This is a genomic window from uncultured Cetobacterium sp. (assembly GCF_947038635.1).
Lineage (GTDB): Bacteria > Fusobacteriota > Fusobacteriia > Fusobacteriales > Fusobacteriaceae > Cetobacterium_A.
Map to the genome: position 1 here is coordinate 21677 of NZ_CAMQXC010000007.1, position 18525 is coordinate 40201.

Below are 18525 nucleotides of genomic sequence, written 5' to 3' on the forward strand. Positions count from 1 at the left end.
TTAACCTCCTCACTATTTACTTTTTAAAAGGCATTCCGAATGCCTTAAGTAAAGCTCTTCCTTCTTCATCTGTTTTAGCTGAAGATACTATAGTGATAGACATTCCTAAAAGCTTGTCAACTTTATCAAATTCGATCTCAGGGAAAACTAATTGATCTCTTAATCCTAAAGAGTAGTTTCCTCTTCCGTCGAATGAATCCGCTGGAACTCCTTCGAAGTCTCTTACTCTTGGAAGAACTACATTTACTAATCTATCTAGAAAATCGTACATTCTCTCTTTTCTTAAAGTAACTTTTGCACCGATTGGCATTCCTTCTCTTAACTTAAATCCAGCTTCTGATTTTTTTGCTTTTCTTACAACTGGCTTTTGTCCTGTGATTATTGCTAAATCAGCCATTGCAGCATCGATTAACTTAGAGTTTTGAGTTGCCTCTCCTACTCCCATGTTAACAACGATTCTGTCTAATTTTGGACATTCCATAACGTTAGATAATCCTAACTCTTTTACTAAGTTAGCAACTATTGTTTCGTTATATAACTTATGATATCTAGAAACGTATTTAGACACTTACGTTCTCCTCCTCTCTTATAAAGTTTCTCCAGATACTTTAGAGTATCTTACTTTTTTACCGTCCACAAACTTGTATCCAACTCTAGTTGGCTTACCAGCTTTCTCATCAAATAACATTACTTTTGAAGAGAACATTGGAGCTGGTTTAGTTACAACTCCACCTTGTGGGTTTATTTGTGAAGGTTTCATATGCTTTGTGATCATATTGATATTCTCAATAACAATCTTTCCTTTTTTAGGGAATACTTTTAAAACCTTACCTGTTTTTCCTTTATCTTTTCCAGATATTACGTAAACTGTATCTCCAGTTTTTACATGTAATGACTCTGGTACAAATTTAATCTTAGGTTTAGCCACGACAATTAGCCTCCTCTCTCAATTATATTACTTCTGGAGCTAGTGATACTATCTTCATGAAGTCTTTAGCTCTTAATTCTCTTGCAACTGGTCCGAAGATTCTTGTTGCTCTTGGTTCATTATTGTTATTTAAGATAACAGCTGCGTTATCATCAAATTTAATATATGATCCATCTTCTCTTCTTAATTCTTTTCTTGTTCTAACAATAACTGCCTTTACTACGTCTCCTTTTTTAACGTTTCCACCAGGTATTGCTTCCTTAACTGATGCCACAACAATGTCACCGATTCTTCCGAATCTTCTTCTAGATCCTCCAAGAACTCTTATAACCATAAGTTTTTTAGCTCCCGAGTTATCAGCAACATTAAGGATAGTTTGTTGTTGTACCATTAAATTATCCTCCTCTCAACAATAATTTGGATTATTATCTAGCTTTCTCTATAATATCAACTAGTCTCCATCTCTTATCTCTAGATAATGGTCTAGTTTCCATGATTCTTACTTTATCTCCAGTTTGAGCTACGTTGTTCTCGTCATGCGCTTTGAACTTCATAGTCTTCTTAACTCTCTTTTTGTAGATTGGGTGTAATGTCATTGTTTCGATAGCAACAACTATCGTCTTGTCCATCTTATCAGAAACAACGATTCCTTCTCTTACTTTTCTCTCGTTTCTCAAGATTTTGACCTCCTCTTCTTAAGAATCTATATTCTAACTTTAAGATTTAATTATCTTTCGTTTAATATAGTGTTTATTCTTGCGATCTCTCTTCTTACTTCTCTAATCTTAGCAGTGTTAGTTACTTGTCCTAATGAAAGTTGAAACTTTAGGTTGAAAAGTTCTTCCTTAAGCTCTTTACACTTTACTACTAAGTCTTCAGTAGATATTTCTCTTATTTCCTTAGCTCTCATTAGTTCTCACCACCATTCTCTCTTTTTACAATCTTACATCTGATAGGAAGTTTCATAGAAGCTTTTCTTAAAGCTGCTATTGCTTTCTCTTCAGTAACACCAGATACCTCGAACATTATTCTTCCAGGTTTAACTACTGCTACCCAACCTTCTACGTTTCCTTTACCTTTACCCATTCTTACTCCAGCTGGTCTAGCAGTAATTGGCTTATCTGGGAATATTCTAATGAAAGTCTTACCTTCTCTTTTGAATGTTCTGTTGATTCCAACTCTACAAGATTCAATCTGTCTGTTTGTTATCCATGCTGGCTCAAGGGCTTGTAATCCGTAATCTCCGAAAGCAACAGTGTTACCTCTTTGAGCTGTACCCTTCATTCTTCCTCTAAACATTTTTCTATGTTTCGTTCTTTTAGGCATTAACATGATTACGCTTCCCCTCCTTCCTTCTTAGTTGGAAGTACTTCACCGTGGAAGATCCAAACCTTGATTCCAAGAGCTCCATATGTTGTATGAGATGTAGCTGTTGCATAGTCGATATCTGCTCTTAATGTATGTAGAGGTACTTTTCCTTCTACTACCCACTCAGATCTTGCGATCTCAGCACCATTTAATCTTCCAGAAACCATAACTTTGATTCCTTTTGCTCCTGCTTTCATTGCTCTCATAACAGCTTGGCTTACTGCTCTTTTGTAAGCTACTCTCTTCTCGATAGATGTAGCTATATTTTCTGCAACTAAAGTTGCATCTTTATTGAATTCTTTAACCTCTTGAACTTTAACTGTAACTTTTCTTCCAGTCATAGCTTCAAGTTTAGCTCTTAATGATTCTATTTCAGAACCTTTTCTTCCGATGATTATTCCAGCTTTAGCTGTGTGTATTAAAACTACAACGTGCGACGGAGAAGTTCTCTCGATTTTTACCTTCGAAATTCCCGCGTGGAAGTAGTTCTTTTTGATCATTTCTCTGATCTTTGTATCTTCATGGAAGAACTTTGCGTATTCTTTTTTATCTGCATACCAGATAGAATCCCAAGTTCTTGTTATTCCAAGTCTCAGTCCTCTAGGGTCTACTTTTTGTCCCACAGTCTTACCTCCTTACTACTTTTCAGACACTGCCACAACAATGTGTGCTGTTGGTTTTCTTATTATATCTGCTCTTCCCATCGCTCTTGGCATTATTCTCTTAAGCGCTGGTCCGTCGTTTATCATTATAGTTGATACTACTAACTTCTCCTCATCCATGTTGAAGTTGTTAGTTGCATTAGCAATTGCTGATGCTAGTGTTTTCTTTATAAATCTAGCTGCTTTTTTGTTAGTAAACTCTAACGTATCTAAAGCTTCTAATGCTGATTTTCCTCTCACTAAGTCTGCTACAAGTCTAGCTTTTCTTGGAGATAATCTTACGAATCTAGTTATTGCTCTAGCTTCCACTAGTCCAACCTCCTTTTCCTACTATCAATTTATTAATTTAAAATCGATTATTTTTTCTTTTTCTTTTTGTCTACACCGTGACCATAGTATGTTCTAGTTGGTGCGAACTCACCTAGTTTATGTCCAACCATTTGCTCAGTCACATGAACTGGTATGTGCTTTTTACCATTGTAAACACCAAATGTTAATCCTATAAAGTTAGGGAATATTGTTGATCTTCTAGACCAAGTCTTTATTACCGCTTTTATATTCTCAGTAGCTACTGCTTCCTCAACTTTTTTCATTAAGTGGTGGTCACAAAAAGGTCCTTTTTTTAATGATCTAGCCATTACCTATTAGCCTCCTCTCGAAAATTACTTTTCGTTTCTTCTTCTTACGATAAACTTGTCTGAAGTTTTTCTTCCTCTTGTTCTAACACCATGAGCTGGTTTACCCCAAGGAGTCATAGGAGATTTTCTTCCAACAGGAGCTTTACCTTCTCCTCCACCGTGTGGGTGATCACAAGGGTTCATTACAGATCCTCTTACGTGAGGTCTTCTTCCTTTGTGTCTGTTTCTTCCAGCTTTACCTAGTGATACTAGGCTGTGCTCAGAGTTTCCTACTTCACCGATAGTTGCCATACATTCTCCGTGAATTAATCTTAATTCACCTGATGGTAACTGAACGTGACAGTAAGTTCCTTCTTTTGCAACTAGTCTTGCTGCAGTTCCTGCAGATCTAACTAATTGTCCACCCTTTCCTCTTTGTAACTCAACGTTGTGTATCTGTGATCCAACAGGCATCTCTTTTAATTTAAGAGCATTTCCTGGCTTTATTTCAGCATTTGAACCAGCCATTACGATATCACCTTTCTTAAGTCCCTTTGGAGCAAGAATATATCTCTTCTCTCCGTCTGCGTACGATAGTAATGCAATGTTTGCAGTTCTATTTGGATCGTACTCTAGTGATACTACCTTTGCAGGTACATCTAATTTATTTCTTTTAAAGTCGATGATTCTGTAAAGTCTTTTGTGTCCCTTGTCTCTATTTCTACAAGTTCTGTGTCCATAGTTATCTCTACCATAAGCAGATTTTAATGGAGTAGTTAAAGACTTTTCAGGTCTAACTTTATCTAAATCTTCGTTAACTAATCTAGACATATGTCTAGTACCATTAGTTATAGCATTTAACTTTCTAATTGCCATTTTGTTAACCTCCAAAATTTCCTGACCTATAATTATCTTTAGCTTTATCCTTTTATATATAAAGAACTAAACCTCTAATTATCTTTCAATTATACTTCTGCGAAGTAAGTTATTGTGTTTCCAGCAGCTAATTTAACAATAGCTTTTTTCTTAGCTTGAGTCTTGTAAAGTTTCATTCCATGTCTCTTAGTAATTGACTTTACGTTGATTGTAGCTACAGATTCAACTTTTACGTTAAATATAGTTTCGATAGCTTTTCTAATCTCAACTTTATTTGCTTTAGGACTTACCTCAAATGTGTACTTGTTGTAATCTCTTCTTAAAATCTCAGTTTTCTCAGTGATTACAGGCTTCTTTACGATATCGTAAGCAGTCATTATGCAAGCACCTCCTCGATTGTCGTTAACGCTTCCTTAGTTACGATAACTTTCTCTTGCTTTAATAACCAGTAAACTCCAATCTCATTTGGTTGAAGAACTACTGCGTTCTCTAAGTTTCTAGCTGATAAATATAAGTTGTAATCAGCTTCTGTAGCAAGGTCATTTACAACGAATAATTGCTTTGTATTTGCTGTTAAAGCATTTGTTAAAGCGATTATTGTTTTTGTTTTTGGAGCTTCGATAGTTCCATCAAGAACTAAGATTTCTCCAGCAGCAACTTTCGCAGAAAGTGCTGATCTTAAAGCAAGATTTCTTACTTTTTTGTTTACTTTTTTCTCGTATGATCTTGGTTGTGGTCCGAATGTTACTCCTCCACCTACCATGTGTGGAGCTCTTATAGAACCTTGTCTAGCTCTTCCAGTTCCTTTTTGTTTAAAAGGCTTTCTTCCTCCACCTTTAACCATAGCTCTAGTTTTAGTAGCTGCAGTTCCTTGTCTAGCAGCTGCTAACTCTGCAGTTAATACTTCATGTAATACTGCTTGATTAGGCTCGATTCCAAATACAGAATCTTTAACTTCTACAGTACCAGTTTGGTTTCCTGCTAAGTCATATATGTTTAAAACTGCCATTATTTTCCTCCTTCCTCATCTACTAACTAATTATTTCTTTACAGCTGGCTTTACAACGATATATCCGTTCTTTGGACCAGGTACTGCACCTTTAATTAGTAGTAAGTTGTTTTCTGCGTCAACTTTAACAATTTTTAAGTTTTGAACTGTTACAGTTGCATTTCCGTATTGTCCAGCCATTTTCTTGTTCTTAAGAACTTTTCCAGGCCAAGACGACATTCCTATAGATCCTCCAAGTCTGTGGTTTCTAGAAACACCGTGTGAAGCTCTGTTTCCACTGAAGTTATGTCTCTTCATAACTCCTGATGTTCCTTTACCTTTTGAAGTTCCTGTAATGTCTACGAAAGCAACCTCTGCTAAAGCATCTACTTTGATCTCTTGTCCAAGTTCGATTCCTTCTACTGAATCAACTTTTAACTCTTTAACAAATCTTAACGGCTTTACACCAGCTTTGTTAAAAATTCCCATTAATGGCTTTGTAGTATTTTTTTCTTTTTTCTCGTCAAATCCTAATTGTAAAGCTGAATAACCATCATTCTCTACAGTCTTCTTTTGAAGAACATAGTTAGGTCCAGCTTCAACAACTGTAACTGGAATAAATTTTCCATCTTCGAAAATTTGAGTCATTCCAATTTTTTTTGCTAAAATTCCTGACATGTGTTTTACCTCCATCAAATAATATATTGGTTGACAACTTGCCCTCGTGGTTCCACCACTTTTTCTTTAAAAAAAAACGCCAACTTGTATTATTCTGTAAGGATAATTTAATTCTTCAATTAGCATCAAATTACCCGAAAATCAGCCGTCTGCTTTTTTCTCAGAATCTTTTCATTCAAACAATTATGCTTGCTTTATTTCGATTCCAACACCAGCTGGTAAGTTAACTGCTGTTAAAGAAGCAATTGTCTTAGGGTTAGAGTTTTTAATCTCTACCATTCTTCTGTGCACTCTCATCTCGAATTGCTCTCTCGAGTCTTTGTTTACGTGTACTGATCTTAGTACAGTATATTTTTTAATCTTTGTAGGTAGTGGCATAGGTCCTGCAATTTCTGCTCCAGATTTCTTTGCTACTTCTACTATTTTTTTAGCTGATTGATCTAATAAAGTGTGATCATAAGCTTTTAAGTAAATTCTTAACTTGTTAGAAGCCATTTTACTTTTCGCACCTCCTTAAAAGTTTCGATTAAAAGAATTAAATAATTCTTTTGTACACTCTGGTAATTATATCACATTTTTTACAAAAAGCAAATGTTTTTTGTTTTTATTTAAAAGTTTTTTTATCTAGCTTTCTTAAGAATATAAAAGGGGACAAAGTCCCCTCCTATATGAACTAAATTTCACTTATATTAAGTAAGATTACTTAGTAATTTCTGCAACAACTCCAGAAGCTACTGTTCTTCCTCCCTCTCTGATTGCGAATCTTAATCCAGGCTCCATTGCGATTGGGTGGATTAACTCTACTGTCATCTCAATGTTGTCTCCTGGCATTACCATTTCTACTCCCTCAGGTAAGTTGATTGCTCCAGTTATATCTGTAGTTCTGAAGTAGAACTGTGGTCTGTATCCTGAGAAGAATGGAGTATGTCTTCCTCCCTCTTCCTTAGTTAATACGTATACCTCTGATTTGAATCCTGTATGTGGTAATATTGATCCTGGCTTACATAATACTTGTCCTCTCTCAACATCTTCCTTCTTGATTCCTCTTAATAATGCTCCGATGTTATCTCCTGCTTGACCTTGATCTAACAGCTTTCTGAACATCTCTACTCCTGTACAAGTTGATTTTGTAGTATCTTTGATTCCTACTATTTCAATCTCTTCTCCAACTTTTACAATTCCTCTTTCTACTCTTCCAGTTACAACTGTTCCTCTTCCTGTAATTGTGAATACATCCTCAATTGGCATTAGGAATGGTTGGTCTACTGCTCTTGCAGGTGTTGGAATGTAAGAATCTACAGCGTCCATTAGAGCTTTGATTTGGTTAACCCATTTCTCTTCTCCGTTCATTGCTCCTAAAGATGATCCCATTATTACTGGTAAATCGTCTCCTGGGAATCCGTACTCTGTTAATAACTCTCTTACTTCCATTTCAACTAACTCTAATAACTCTTCGTCGTCTACCATGTCAGCTTTGTTTAAGTATACTACGATGTATGGAACTCCAACCTGTCTTGATAATAGGATGTGCTCTCTTGTTTGTGGCATTGGACCATCTGCTGCTGATACAACTAAGATAGCTCCGTCCATTTGTGCTGCTCCAGTGATCATGTTCTTTACGTAATCCGCGTGACCTGGACAGTCAACGTGCGCGTAGTGTCTCTCTACTGTTTCGTACTCGATGTGAGCTGTATTGATTGTGATTCCTCTTTCTCTCTCTTCTGGTGCAGCGTCGATGTTAGCGAAATCTACTTTCTTAGCTAGTCCCATATCTGATAATACTTTAGATATTGCTGCTGTTGTTGTTGTTTTTCCGTGGTCAACGTGTCCGATTGTTCCAATGTTAACGTGCGGTTTGCTTCTTTCAAATTTTTCTTTAGCCATTTGAAATTTCCTCCTATTTTTCTTTGTATTTTATAATTTTTGTTGTGACTCATCTAAGAGTCACAACATTATTAAACTTTTTTCAAGTTGAAGTTTTAAAAAAGATAAATTATTATCTTCCTCTCTCTTCTTGGATAGCTTTTTGAACTGATGCAGGAACTTGTGCATACTCTTCAAATTCCATAGAGTAAGTTGCTCTTCCTTGAGATTTAGATCTTAAATCAGTTGCATATCCAAACATTTCTGATAAAGGTACTTTAGCGTTAATTATCTTCGCTCCGTTTCTATCAGTCATTCCTCCGATCATTCCTCTTCTTGAGTTGATATCTCCTATGATATCTCCCATGTACTCTTCAGGAGTAGTTACTTCTACTTTGAAGATTGGCTCAAGGATGATTGGTTTTGCTTTTTGAGCAGCTTGCTTAAGTGCCATAGATCCAGCAATTTTGAATGCCATCTCTGATGAGTCAACCTCATGGTATGATCCATCATAAAGTGTAACTTTTAAGTCAACCATAGGGTAACCAGCTACAACTCCACCTTCAAGAGCTTCTCTACATCCTTTTTCAACAGCAGGAATATATTCTCTAGGAATTGCTCCTCCTGATATTTTGTTAACAAATTCGAACTCTTTACCTGGGTTTGGCTCAAGAGTAATCTTAACGTGTCCGAACTGTCCTTTTCCTCCAGATTGCTTAGCATACTTAACTTCTTGATCTTGTTTAAGAGTTATAGTTTCTCTATAAGCAACTTGTGGTTTACCAACTGTTGACTCAACTTTGAATTCTCTCTTCATTCTGTCAACGATGATCTCTAAGTGTAATTCTCCCATTCCTGAGATGATTACTTGTCCAGTTTCCTCATCAGTTTTAACTCTGAATGTAGGATCCTCTTCAGCAAGCTTTGATAAAGCTAGACCCATTTTCTCTTGGTCAACTTTTGTCTTAGGCTCAACTGCAACTGAGATTACTGGCTCAGGGAATTCCATTTTCTCTAGAACGATTGGTGCATCTTCAGCACATAGAGTATCTCCAGTAGTTGTATCTTTTAATCCAACTGCTGCTGCGATATCTCCACAGTAAACAACTTCGATTTCCTCTCTTTTGTTTGCGTGCATTTGAAGAATTCTTCCCATTCTCTCTTTTTTACCTTTTGTTGAGTTTAAAACATAAGATCCTTTTGTAAGAACTCCTGAGTAAACTCTGAAGAACGTTAATCTTCCAACAAATGGGTCAGTCATAACTTTAAATGCTAAAGCAGCAAATGGAGAGTTATCTGAAATCTCTCTAGTTATTTCTAACTCTTCGTTCTTAACGTCTGTTCCTTTAATTATTCCTTTATCTGTTGGAGCTGGCATATATGTGATGATAGCATCTAATAAAGCTTGAACTCCTTTGTTTTTGAATGCAGTTCCACAAGTAACTGGTACTATTGTGTTTGCTAATGTTGCAGCTCTTAAAGCAACGTTGATTTCAGTTTCAGAGATTTCTTCTCCTCCGAAGAATTTCTCCATTAACTCATCAGAAGTTTCTACTACTGATTCAATCATGAAGTTTCTAGCTTCTTCAGCAGCATCTGCTAATTCAGCTCTGATATCTTTAACTTCAAAATTCTGTCCATTGTCAGAATCTTTTGGCCAAACAATTTCTTTCATTGTTAATAAGTCGATAACTCCTTCGAAGTCATCCTCTGCACCGATTGGTAATTGAATAGGTACTGGATTAGATCCTAATTTTTCTCTAATATCGTTAACGCACATTTCGAAGTTAGCTCCGATTCTGTCCATTTTATTAAAGAAAGCTATTCTAGGTACACCATATTTGTCAGCTTGTCTCCAAACTGTTTCAGACTGTGGTTGTACTCCGTCAACTGCTGAGAATACAGCAACTGCACCATCAAGTACTCTAAGAGATCTTTCAACCTCAACTGTAAAGTCCACGTGTCCTGGTGTGTCTATTATATTTACTCTGTGATTTTTCCAGAAACATGTTGTAGCAGCAGAAGTAATTGTGATACCTCTCTCTTGCTCTTGCTCCATCCAGTCCATTGTAGCGGCACCTTCGTGAACCTCTCCAATTTTATGAGCTACTCCAGTATAGAATAAGATTCTCTCTGTTGTAGTAGTCTTTCCTGCGTCGATGTGAGCCATGATACCAATGTTTCTAGTCATTTCTAAAGAAACGCTTCTAGCCATTTTGTTATCCTCCTAAATTTTAAATTACAACTGAAATTAGAACTTGTAGTGTGCGAAAGCTCTGTTAGCTTCTGCCATTTTGTAAGTATCTTCTTTCTTCTTAATAGTAGCTCCCTCATTGTTTGCTGCTGCTATTAACTCTGCTGCTAACTTTTCGATCATTCCATACTCTTTTCTTTGTCTTGTATAAGTAGTTAACCATCTGATAGCAAGAGTTTGTTGTCTCTCAGGTCTTACTTCTACTGGAACTTGATAAGTAGCTCCTCCGATTCTTCTTGATCTTACTTCGATCTGTGGCTTAATGTTATCTAATGCTTGCTTAAATACATCGTACCCCTCTTGACCAGTTTTTTCTTTTATTAAATCCATTGCAGAATAGAATATTCCTTCAATGATTGACTTTTTTCCATCTAACATGAAAGAGTTGATAACTTTAGTTACAACTTTATCAGAATATCTTGAATCAGGTAATACATCTCTTTTTACTGCTGCTCTTCTTCTTGACATTTACTGTCCACCTCCTTAATAATTATTACGCTTTTTTAGCTCCGTATTTAGATCTTGATTGTTTTCTCTTAGCAACTCCAGCTGTATCTAAAGCTCCTCTGATAACTTTATATCTAACTCCTGGTAAATCTTTTGTTCTTCCTCCTCTTACTAGAACGATTGAGTGCTCCTGTAAGTTGTGTCCCTCTCCTGGGATGTATGAAGTTACTTCGATTCCGTTAGTTAATTTTACTCTGGCAACCTTTCTTAAAGCTGAGTTTGGTTTCTTAGGTGTAGTAGTATAAACTCTTACACACACTCCTCTTCTTTGTGGGTTTCCTTGTAATGCTGGTGATTTTTTACTCTCTTCTAGAGTTTGTCTTCCTTTTTTTACTAATTGACTTAAAGTAGGCATTTTACCCTCCTTCCTCTGAATTTTTTTATTTATTATTTTTAAATAATATTTAACTTAAGTATTATAATAGCTTTATTGCAAAAAGTCAAAGATAATTTTACCACAATTTTATTTTTTTACAACTATTTTTTTAATTCCTCTAGTTCTAGAGCTGTTTCATCCCAGCTTTCCATAGTGTCTAGAATTCTTTCATCTCTTAAATCTATCTCTTTTTGAATGTCCATTAATTCATCCAAATTGTTATTTTTTCCAGCAATTTCATACTTCTTTTCTAAATCACTTTTTTCACTTTCTAATCTTTCAATTTCTTCTTCTAATTTTTTATATTTTTTTTCTAAAGTTGTTATTCTATTTCTATTTCTTTTTTGTTCTTCATAATTTAAACCTGCTGTTTCATCTTTTAGCTTCACATTATCCTTTTGCGAAATATATGTTTCGTAATCTCCTTTGAATAAAGTTGCCCCATCTTTAGTAACCTCGTATATATTATTAACAACACTTTCTAAAAAATATCTATCATGAGATACAACAATAATTGTCCCATCGTAATCTTCTAAAGCTTCTTCTAATATTTCCCTAGAATAAATATCTAAGTGATTTGTTGGTTCGTCTAATATTAAAAAATTAGGCTTTGATAAAATCAGTTTCATAAAAGCTACTCTAGCTTTTTCTCCTCCTGATAGAGATTTTATCTTTTTGTCTACATCATCTGCTGAAAAAAGAAATCCACCTGCTATAGTTCTTGCTTCTTCATCACTCATTGGAAAAGTATACAACAACTCTTCTAATATTGTATTTTCCATTTTTAACCCTTGATGATTTTGGTCATAATAACCTATTTTTACTCTTTCTCCTAATTCTACAACTCCACTTTTAGCTTTTTCTAACCCATTGACAATTCTTAAAATAGTTGATTTTCCAACTCCATTTTTTCCAATTATTCCAATTCTATTTCCTCTAAAAACTGTTAAATTCAAATTATTAAAAAGTTTCTTTTCTCCATAACTCATACTTAAATTTTTTAATTCTAAAACTTTATCTACACTTGGAGTTTCAACTTCAAATTTAAGTTTAATTTTTCTTACTCCTATGATTGGATTGTCACTTTTTTCCATTCTATCTAAAAGTTTTTGTCTTCCTCTAGCTTGTTTTGATTTCTGTCCAGCTTTATAACGTCTTACAAACTCCTCCATTTTTCTAATTTTATCCTGCTCTTTTTCAAAAGACTTTACCGCACCTGATAAATAAGCTTCTTTTTGAATCACATACTCAGAAAAATTACCTTTATAAGCTTTTAATGTTTTCCCTTCTATTTCAAAAACTCTATTAACAATATTATCTAAAAAATATCTATCATGTGATATAACTACAAAAGCTTTTGGATAATCTTTTAAAAATTTTTCTAACCATTCAATTGCTACTAAATCTAAGTGGTTAGTTGGTTCATCTAGTATTAATAACTCTGGTTCTTCTAACAAAATTTTTCCTAGAGCTACTCTTGACTGTTGTCCCCCTGAAAGATCTTTTATTTGTACTTTCCACATCTCTTCTGGAATACTTAAACCTATTAGTATTTGTTTCACTTTATATTCAATTGCATATCCTTCTTCTTGCTCATATCTACTACTTAAAATAGCTAACTCTTCCATATGTTTATCAAAGTTTTCTAGATCATTTGCAATTAAATTATTTAATTCTTTTATTCTTTCATAATCTGATTTTAAATTAGAAAATACACCTATTAGCTCATCAAAAATTGTATTTTCTTTATTTAGGTTTATACTTTGAGAAAGATACCCTATTTTTAATCCACCTTTTTTAGAAATTGTTCCTCTTTCATTTGTTTCTGGATTAGGATCTCCCTCTTCTAATTCCATCATCATTTTTATTAACGTTGATTTTCCTGCACCATTAACTCCTATTATTCCAATTCTATCCTTTTCATCTATTGAAAATGTAATATCTTTTAGCAAAGACTCTCCTGAAAAGCCTTTATATAAACTATTTACACTTAATAAAGCCATCATCATTCTCCTTTTTATATATTTATCCCTTTAATTATATCATAAGTTTAAAAAAAAGAGTGGATTTATCTTTCCACTCCTTTATTATAATATTCTAAACTTAAAATTGTTAAACTAATTAACCCAGTTAAAAGTCCCAGTGGATAAAAATAGTTATATGTAAAACTTAGTTGAATACATATCGCTATTAAAATTGGACCTAATAACGCTGTTATTGAAAATCCTAATGAATAGTCTTGCAAAACTGGTGTTTCTAGTTTAGGATCACATATTCTTAATAGTAATAAACCTGTTATAAATACTCCTGTTGATGTTCCAAACATCGCCAAAGTTCTTTCTAAATGATAATCTTTAAAGTATTTTTTAGAAAGTTGATCTATTACTATCCAAGTAATTGAAAATCCAACTAAACTAGTAACTAGAATAGGAAATATGTAACTTATAACACCTTTCAAAGGAATCGTTGTTACTGCTGCAACTATTGCAAACTCTGTTAATGTTCCTGTTATTTTTCCTTTTACTTTCAAATCTATACTCCAATCCAATCTTAGTTTTATCATTATCTTCCAAATAAAAAACATAACTATCATGCCAAATGACCAAATTGTTAGTTTTGATAACAATGGAATTTGAAATTTTTTAAATATATTTAATGTTATTATAGCTAAACCAGAAACAGAAAAAATAATAGCTAAATGATAAGCTAAAGTATCTACTGTTGTTGTTAACATAGTTTCTTTTCCTAAGTTCCCTTGTTTTTCCTTATCTTTTATATATCCATTTTTATATTCTAACAATACTTCATTTGTTAAAGTATTTCCAAATTTTCTTTTGATTTGAAATATACCAAAAATAATTCCTGTAACCAAACCAATTGTTGCTAGTGTTACCGTTACTCCTTGAGCTAACTCCCAATAGTTACTTCCTAATTCTTTTAATGTTCTAGCAACTACTCCAGCTGTTCCATGCCCACCTGCAAATGCAGAATTTAATTCAGCACCAAAACTTTTATACAATTTAATATTAAATATTTTATCAAAAATAAAATTAATAAGATATCCTACAAATAATTGTATAAATGTTACTAAGAACAATATTCCACCAGTATTTATTGTATTTTGAAAAACTTTATTTTTTCTTCCTAACTCCATTCCTAAAGGAATAGAAACTAAAATAGGTATAATCAAAATTCCAGGTATAGATTTTATATCATTCATCCAACTTTTAGGTATAACTTCATAATATTTTCCTAAAAAATCTGGCCCTATAACCAATCCAATCACTCCACCTATTACCGAAGCTGGCATAAACAGTTCTTGAAATATCTTAACTCTACTTTTTATAACTATTCCTAATATTAATAGAATACTAAGATAGGCTGTTATATTTAAAAAATCATTCATTTATAAATTCTCCTGATTTTCCTCCTGTTTTTTTACATAACTTTATATCACTAATTAACATTGTTTTATCCATAGCCTTACACATATCATAAATTGTTAAAAGTGCTGTAGATACACCTGTTAAAGCTTCCATTTCCACACCTGTTTTTCCAAAAGTTTTAACGGTTACTTTAGATTCAATAGTTAGATCTTCATCTGAAAAATTAAATTCAACTTCTACACCTGTTAGAAATAATGGATGACACATTGGAATTAAATCACTAGTTTTTTTAGCTGCCATAATACCTGCAACTCTAGCGACACCTAATACATCTCCCTTTTCAATATTTCCCTCTTTTACTCTATTATAAGTTTCTTCATTCATTGTAATTTTTCCACTTGTTATCGCGACTCTTTTAGTTTCTTTTTTTTCCGTTACATCTACCATTATTGCTTTTCCATCTTCATTAAAATGTGTTAACATCTTTTGTAAGCCTCCTATGAATCAACTCTCCATTATTTTTAACTTTTAATATCTCAGCCATAATCTCTATAGCAATTTCATATGGACTTCCATCAGATAGTTTTAATCCAATTGGAGAGTATAGTTTTTCTTCAGGTATAACTACTCTACTTTCTAGTATCCCTTTTTTGATTTCTATAACCTTTTTCTTACTTCCAATCATTCCAATATATCTGCTTTGCTTTTTTAAAACACTTCTTAATGCTTTTTCATCTGTTGCATGTCCCTTAGTTACAATTATATAATAAGAGTTTTCATTTTCGTTTAACTCTTCTATAAGCTGCTCATAATCTCCTATTTTTATATCCAATGAAAAATTTTCATTCTCTTCTCTATCATCAAGAATAACTCTTTCAAAATCAGAACTTTCTAGTATCTCATACAACTTCTGTCCTATATGCCCTGCTCCTATAATAACAATACGATTTTTAGGATTTATAACTTTTATATATCCCTCGACACTACCACCACAACTCATTCCTAGTTCAGCCTCTTTTGTTAAATCGTGATTAAAACTTTGATTTTCATTTTCTTCTAAGCACTTTTTAGCTTGATTAATAACTCTATGCTCTACCAATCCTCCACCAATAGTTCCTATAAAATCATCTTCCCATACACCCATTAAAGTTCCCTCTTTTCTAGGTGTTGATCCACTGGATTTAGTTATTGTTACTAGAGCTACCCTTTTTCCTGATTTTACAATTTCAAAAATTTTCTCCAAAATATTTAAATCCATCTTTCTCCCCTTTCTCTACAATTTCACTAAAAATAGCTTCAAGAACCGAACCACCTAAAGCTCTAGCTTTATCAGATATTGTAAAGCAATTATTATATTGGTTTAATCTTGGATCTATATCAGCAATCTTTAAACCTTTTTTTACATCATAATTATCTCTGATTATTCCTCTCAATAATCCATCTATGGTAGCCCTAACCAATTCACTATCAATACTTCCTATCGGTTCATCCTTTTTTACAAAATCACCAATTTTTTTGAAAGATTTAAACTTCCCAGATATTTTAGCATAAATAACTCTTTCCACGGTAACTCCAGCTATATCTCCAGGATTTCCCGTATTTTTTTCGGCTTCACCAACTTTTATAACTCTTCCTAAATTATGACCTCTCATTGTTTCTATAACAGTTCCAACATCTTTTCCTGCTATAAATCCAGGTCCTAATCCAACTGTTATTGGTGCCATTGTTATTGTTGTTCCTAAATTTTTCTTTGCTATAATAGCATCTACTACGATGTTAGGTTTTAATTCTTTTATCCACTTTCCCCATGGATCAATTACTATTGGTACCTCTCTGTTTAACCAACACTTTTTAATCTCTTCAAGTGTTTCTACTTTTCTAGATTTTACCCCTTCAACTATTTGTTCACCATTAGAATTATATATACACTCTGAAAATGAAACTGTTCGTCGAATAGAACTAGGTTGATCTATTTCTAAAACTAACATTTTAAATCCACATTTATACAAACAATAAATAACTCCTGTTGCTAAATCTCCTGCTCCCCTAATTATAGCTAACATAATCTCTCCTTATTTTTCAAGAAATTTATTTTTATACTCCCAATATGACCCTTCTAACCTTTTTGCTATTTCACCAAAAATTTTACAAGTATTTTCAATAAAATATTCATCTACTGTAATTCTTTTTCCTGTCCTTAAATTAAATATTTTAACTATCTCTTTTTCTATCGATTCAGGTATCTCTGTCATATAATCATGAAGATAATCATTCCTAATTTTTCTAACAATTCCAATAAAATTTCTCTCATTTTCATCTAAAGAAAATCTATTTTTCATTGCTTCTTCTAAAAATAGAATATAACTATTTAAATAAGACATATTTTTATTTTGAATCTCTTCTAAATCTAAATGTTTATCATAAGCAATATCTTTAGTTATATTTTTCAATAGAACTTCAAATATCATAAAAATATTTAATAAATTACTCATATGATGTATCTCTTTAAAAGCATTATTGTTTATGAAATAACATTTACTATATTTAGAAAATTCTTTTTCATTATCTCTTGTAGAGGTTAAAGATTCTCTTGAGACTTTCTGATATTCTTTTAAAAAGATACTATTTATACTATACATTCTACATATTGTAGTCATTCTTATTTCGAACTCTTCAAAAAATTTTGCACTTTCATCATTTACTACAAAATACGGGTTAGGTTCACATGGAATCGTCTCTATTTGTATACAAATATTTTTTAAATAATCTCCATTCTTTTCTTCCTTATGTTCACAACTTTTGCATCCACAATTTTCACTATTACATTGAATACTTTCTTTTATATTTTTCTCTATACTTTCTTCACTTTTTATAATTTCTTGATTCTTTTTTTTCATAAAAATTCTTTTAAAAAATTCCATAGTTCACCTCTGTTTTCTAAAGACTTCTATACCAAATCCAAGCTGTTTCAATTATTTTTTCAACATCTGTATATTCAGGTTTCCACCCTAAAACTTCTCTCGCTTTTTCACTAGCTGCTACCACTGATGCTGGATCTCCTTCTCTTTTTTCAACTACCTCTGATTTTATATCAATATTTGTAACTTTTTTAGCTGCATTTAACATCTCTAAAACTGAAAATCCATTTCCATTTCCTAAATTATAGATTCCACTAATATTTTTAGCTAATGCTGGTAAAGCAGCAATATGTGCTCTTACCAAGTCAACTACATGAATATAATCTCTTATACCTGTTCCATCTTTTGTTGGATAATCATCTCCGTAGATACTTAGTTTTTCTCTTTCTCCTTTTGCAGCTTGTAAAATTATTGGAATTAAAGCTGTTACACCATCACCTTTTTGTCCTATATGATATTTTTCATGAGCTCCTCCAACATTAAAATATCTAAATATAGAATAATTCATTCCATATGCTTTTGCAGCATCTATTATAACTCTTTCAGCCATTAGCTTACTAGCTCCATAAGGATTTATTGGATTAGTTGGATAGTCTTCATACACTAATCCTTCGCATTTAACTTCACCATAAACTGCAGCAGTTGATGAAAAAATTATATTTTTTACACTATATTTTTTCATAACTTCAATTACATTCATTACTCCATAAGTATTATTTAGATAATATTTATTTGGTTCAAAAACACTTTCACCAACTTTTATATAACCAGCAAAATTCATTACTGCATCTATTTTATTCTCTTTAAAAACATTTTCAAAAGAATTTATCTCTCTTATATCTCCTTGATAAAATTTTGCTCTCTTATCAACTAGCTCTATATATCCATTTTCTAAATTGTCTAAAACTATAACATTATACCCTGAATCCAATAATTCTACCACTGCATGGCTTCCTATATAACCCGCGCCACCAGTAACTAATATATTTTTCATATAACACCTCTCTACAATTTAATTTTATCTATTAAATTATAGCACAATTTTACAAAAAATAAAAAAAGATTGGCAACTTCCTATCCTCCCAGGGGGCTGCCCCCCAAGTA

25 protein-coding genes are annotated in these 18525 nt (G+C 32.9%); all 25 read right to left on the minus strand.

Annotated features, from left to right (window positions below):
- Positions 1-16: 16 nt before the first annotated feature.
- The 25 genes from rplE to galE all read right to left on the minus strand — a co-directional run bounded on the left by rplE (position 17) and on the right by galE (position 18415).
- Positions 17-568, minus strand: a complete 552-nt coding sequence (gene rplE / locus Q0V08_RS01625) for a 50S ribosomal protein L5 (RefSeq protein ID WP_297431505.1) — start codon at positions 566-568, stop codon at positions 17-19.
- Between the two features lie 18 nt (positions 569-586).
- Positions 587-928 carry a 50S ribosomal protein L24 gene (gene rplX / locus Q0V08_RS01630; RefSeq protein WP_297431507.1) on the minus strand — a complete coding sequence of 114 codons (342 nt, stop codon included), beginning with the start codon at positions 926-928 and terminating at the stop codon, positions 587-589.
- Between the two features lie 22 nt (positions 929-950).
- Positions 951-1319 carry a 50S ribosomal protein L14 gene (gene rplN / locus Q0V08_RS01635; RefSeq protein WP_297431509.1) on the minus strand — a complete coding sequence of 123 codons (369 nt, stop codon included), beginning with the start codon at positions 1317-1319 and terminating at the stop codon, positions 951-953.
- Between the two features lie 34 nt (positions 1320-1353).
- The gene (gene rpsQ / locus Q0V08_RS01640; RefSeq protein ID WP_023050813.1) at positions 1354-1605 is read right to left on the minus strand and encodes a 30S ribosomal protein S17; all 252 of its coding nucleotides are present in this window, start codon (positions 1603-1605) and stop codon (positions 1354-1356) included.
- Positions 1606-1655: 50 nt separating this feature from the next.
- Positions 1656-1838 (minus strand): 50S ribosomal protein L29, encoded by a 183-nt coding sequence (rpmC, locus tag Q0V08_RS01645; protein ID WP_023050812.1) that lies wholly within the window; start codon positions 1836-1838, stop codon positions 1656-1658.
- Positions 1838-2260: a 50S ribosomal protein L16 gene (rplP, locus tag Q0V08_RS01650; RefSeq protein ID WP_023050811.1), complete on the minus strand. Its 423-nt coding sequence runs from the start codon at positions 2258-2260 to the stop codon at positions 1838-1840. The genes rpmC and rplP overlap by 1 nt, the downstream gene beginning before the upstream one ends.
- Before the next feature lie 2 nt (positions 2261-2262).
- Entirely contained in the window at positions 2263-2919 is a 657-nt protein-coding gene (gene rpsC, locus Q0V08_RS01655) for a 30S ribosomal protein S3 (RefSeq protein WP_023050810.1), read from the minus strand.
- Positions 2920-2934: 15 nt separating this feature from the next.
- The gene (gene rplV, locus Q0V08_RS01660) at positions 2935-3267 is read right to left on the minus strand and encodes a 50S ribosomal protein L22 (RefSeq protein WP_023050809.1); all 333 of its coding nucleotides are present in this window, start codon (positions 3265-3267) and stop codon (positions 2935-2937) included.
- A 47-nt stretch (positions 3268-3314) separates the two neighbouring features.
- The gene (rpsS, locus tag Q0V08_RS01665) at positions 3315-3596 is read right to left on the minus strand and encodes a 30S ribosomal protein S19 (RefSeq protein WP_023050808.1); all 282 of its coding nucleotides are present in this window, start codon (positions 3594-3596) and stop codon (positions 3315-3317) included.
- 24 nt (positions 3597-3620) lie between these two features.
- Positions 3621-4451 (minus strand): 50S ribosomal protein L2, encoded by an 831-nt coding sequence (rplB, locus tag Q0V08_RS01670; protein WP_297431513.1) that lies wholly within the window; start codon positions 4449-4451, stop codon positions 3621-3623.
- 89 nt (positions 4452-4540) lie between these two features.
- A complete protein-coding gene (gene rplW, locus Q0V08_RS01675) occupies positions 4541-4828 on the minus strand; it encodes a 50S ribosomal protein L23 (protein WP_297431515.1) in 288 nt (95 codons plus the stop codon).
- Entirely contained in the window at positions 4828-5460 is a 633-nt protein-coding gene (gene rplD / locus Q0V08_RS01680) for a 50S ribosomal protein L4 (protein ID WP_023050805.1), read from the minus strand. Before rplD ends, rplW begins: the two co-directional genes overlap by 1 nt.
- Before the next feature lie 30 nt (positions 5461-5490).
- Positions 5491-6117 carry a 50S ribosomal protein L3 gene (gene rplC / locus Q0V08_RS01685; protein WP_040407289.1) on the minus strand — a complete coding sequence of 209 codons (627 nt, stop codon included), beginning with the start codon at positions 6115-6117 and terminating at the stop codon, positions 5491-5493.
- A gap of 183 nt (positions 6118-6300) precedes the next feature.
- Positions 6301-6612 (minus strand): 30S ribosomal protein S10, encoded by a 312-nt coding sequence (rpsJ, locus tag Q0V08_RS01690; RefSeq protein ID WP_023050803.1) that lies wholly within the window; start codon positions 6610-6612, stop codon positions 6301-6303.
- Between the two features lie 204 nt (positions 6613-6816).
- On the minus strand, positions 6817-8001 hold the full coding sequence (gene tuf / locus Q0V08_RS01695) for an elongation factor Tu (RefSeq protein ID WP_040406695.1): 1185 nt from the start codon (positions 7999-8001) through the stop codon (positions 6817-6819).
- 112 nt (positions 8002-8113) lie between these two features.
- Positions 8114-10195, minus strand: coding sequence for an elongation factor G (gene fusA, locus Q0V08_RS01700; protein ID WP_297431520.1), 2082 nt, complete (start codon positions 10193-10195; stop codon positions 8114-8116).
- Between the two features lie 36 nt (positions 10196-10231).
- The gene (gene rpsG, locus Q0V08_RS01705) at positions 10232-10702 is read right to left on the minus strand and encodes a 30S ribosomal protein S7 (protein WP_023051096.1); all 471 of its coding nucleotides are present in this window, start codon (positions 10700-10702) and stop codon (positions 10232-10234) included.
- A 25-nt stretch (positions 10703-10727) separates the two neighbouring features.
- Entirely contained in the window at positions 10728-11096 is a 369-nt protein-coding gene (rpsL, locus tag Q0V08_RS01710) for a 30S ribosomal protein S12 (RefSeq protein WP_023051095.1), read from the minus strand.
- Positions 11097-11218: 122 nt separating this feature from the next.
- Entirely contained in the window at positions 11219-13120 is a 1902-nt protein-coding gene (locus Q0V08_RS01715; protein WP_297431522.1) for an ABC-F family ATP-binding cassette domain-containing protein, read from the minus strand.
- Between the two features lie 65 nt (positions 13121-13185).
- The gene (locus Q0V08_RS01720; RefSeq protein ID WP_297431524.1) at positions 13186-14523 is read right to left on the minus strand and encodes a sodium:glutamate symporter; all 1338 of its coding nucleotides are present in this window, start codon (positions 14521-14523) and stop codon (positions 13186-13188) included.
- On the minus strand, positions 14516-14986 hold the full coding sequence (moaC, locus tag Q0V08_RS01725; RefSeq protein ID WP_297431526.1) for a cyclic pyranopterin monophosphate synthase MoaC: 471 nt from the start codon (positions 14984-14986) through the stop codon (positions 14516-14518). The genes Q0V08_RS01720 and moaC overlap by 8 nt, the downstream gene beginning before the upstream one ends.
- On the minus strand, positions 14970-15761 hold the full coding sequence (locus Q0V08_RS01730; protein WP_297431528.1) for an XdhC family protein: 792 nt from the start codon (positions 15759-15761) through the stop codon (positions 14970-14972). The genes moaC and Q0V08_RS01730 overlap by 17 nt, the downstream gene beginning before the upstream one ends.
- A complete protein-coding gene (yqeB, locus tag Q0V08_RS01735) occupies positions 15730-16566 on the minus strand; it encodes a selenium-dependent molybdenum cofactor biosynthesis protein YqeB (RefSeq protein WP_297431530.1) in 837 nt (278 codons plus the stop codon). The genes Q0V08_RS01730 and yqeB overlap by 32 nt, the downstream gene beginning before the upstream one ends.
- 9 nt (positions 16567-16575) lie before the next feature.
- Positions 16576-17424, minus strand: a complete 849-nt coding sequence (locus Q0V08_RS01740) for a hypothetical protein (protein ID WP_297431532.1) — start codon at positions 17422-17424, stop codon at positions 16576-16578.
- 16 nt (positions 17425-17440) lie between these two features.
- Positions 17441-18415 carry a UDP-glucose 4-epimerase GalE gene (gene galE, locus Q0V08_RS01745; protein ID WP_297431534.1) on the minus strand — a complete coding sequence of 325 codons (975 nt, stop codon included), beginning with the start codon at positions 18413-18415 and terminating at the stop codon, positions 17441-17443.
- Positions 18416-18525 lie beyond the last annotated feature (110 nt).

What these genes read in the sequence shown, in the direction of transcription:
- galE (WP_297431534.1), bottom strand. Translation starts at nt 18,415, where the DNA reads ATGAAAAATATATTAGTTACTGGTGGCGCGGGTTATATAGGAAGCCAT.
- rpsS (WP_023050808.1), bottom strand. Translation starts at nt 3,596, where the DNA reads ATGGCTAGATCATTAAAAAAAGGACCTTTTTGTGACCACCACTTAATG.
- rplB (WP_297431513.1), bottom strand. Translation starts at nt 4,451, where the DNA reads ATGGCAATTAGAAAGTTAAATGCTATAACTAATGGTACTAGACATATG.
- rpsJ (WP_023050803.1), bottom strand. Translation starts at nt 6,612, where the DNA reads ATGGCTTCTAACAAGTTAAGAATTTACTTAAAAGCTTATGATCACACT.
- Q0V08_RS01740 (WP_297431532.1), bottom strand. Translation starts at nt 17,424, where the DNA reads ATGGAATTTTTTAAAAGAATTTTTATGAAAAAAAAGAATCAAGAAATT.
- rplC (WP_040407289.1), bottom strand. Translation starts at nt 6,117, where the DNA reads ATGTCAGGAATTTTAGCAAAAAAAATTGGAATGACTCAAATTTTCGAA.
- rplD (WP_023050805.1), bottom strand. Translation starts at nt 5,460, where the DNA reads ATGGCAGTTTTAAACATATATGACTTAGCAGGAAACCAAACTGGTACT.
- moaC (WP_297431526.1), bottom strand. Translation starts at nt 14,986, where the DNA reads ATGTTAACACATTTTAATGAAGATGGAAAAGCAATAATGGTAGATGTA.
- yqeB (WP_297431530.1), bottom strand. Translation starts at nt 16,566, where the DNA reads ATGTTAGCTATAATTAGGGGAGCAGGAGATTTAGCAACAGGAGTTATT.
- rplN (WP_297431509.1), bottom strand. Translation starts at nt 1,319, where the DNA reads ATGGTACAACAACAAACTATCCTTAATGTTGCTGATAACTCGGGAGCT.
- Q0V08_RS01715 (WP_297431522.1), bottom strand. Translation starts at nt 13,120, where the DNA reads ATGGCTTTATTAAGTGTAAATAGTTTATATAAAGGCTTTTCAGGAGAG.
- Q0V08_RS01720 (WP_297431524.1), bottom strand. Translation starts at nt 14,523, where the DNA reads ATGAATGATTTTTTAAATATAACAGCCTATCTTAGTATTCTATTAATA.
- rpsL (WP_023051095.1), bottom strand. Translation starts at nt 11,096, where the DNA reads ATGCCTACTTTAAGTCAATTAGTAAAAAAAGGAAGACAAACTCTAGAA.
- fusA (WP_297431520.1), bottom strand. Translation starts at nt 10,195, where the DNA reads ATGGCTAGAAGCGTTTCTTTAGAAATGACTAGAAACATTGGTATCATG.
- rplW (WP_297431515.1), bottom strand. Translation starts at nt 4,828, where the DNA reads ATGACTGCTTACGATATCGTAAAGAAGCCTGTAATCACTGAGAAAACT.
- rpmC (WP_023050812.1), bottom strand. Translation starts at nt 1,838, where the DNA reads ATGAGAGCTAAGGAAATAAGAGAAATATCTACTGAAGACTTAGTAGTA.
- Q0V08_RS01730 (WP_297431528.1), bottom strand. Translation starts at nt 15,761, where the DNA reads ATGGATTTAAATATTTTGGAGAAAATTTTTGAAATTGTAAAATCAGGA.
- tuf (WP_040406695.1), bottom strand. Translation starts at nt 8,001, where the DNA reads ATGGCTAAAGAAAAATTTGAAAGAAGCAAACCGCACGTTAACATTGGA.
- rpsG (WP_023051096.1), bottom strand. Translation starts at nt 10,702, where the DNA reads ATGTCAAGAAGAAGAGCAGCAGTAAAAAGAGATGTATTACCTGATTCA.
- rplP (WP_023050811.1), bottom strand. Translation starts at nt 2,260, where the DNA reads ATGTTAATGCCTAAAAGAACGAAACATAGAAAAATGTTTAGAGGAAGA.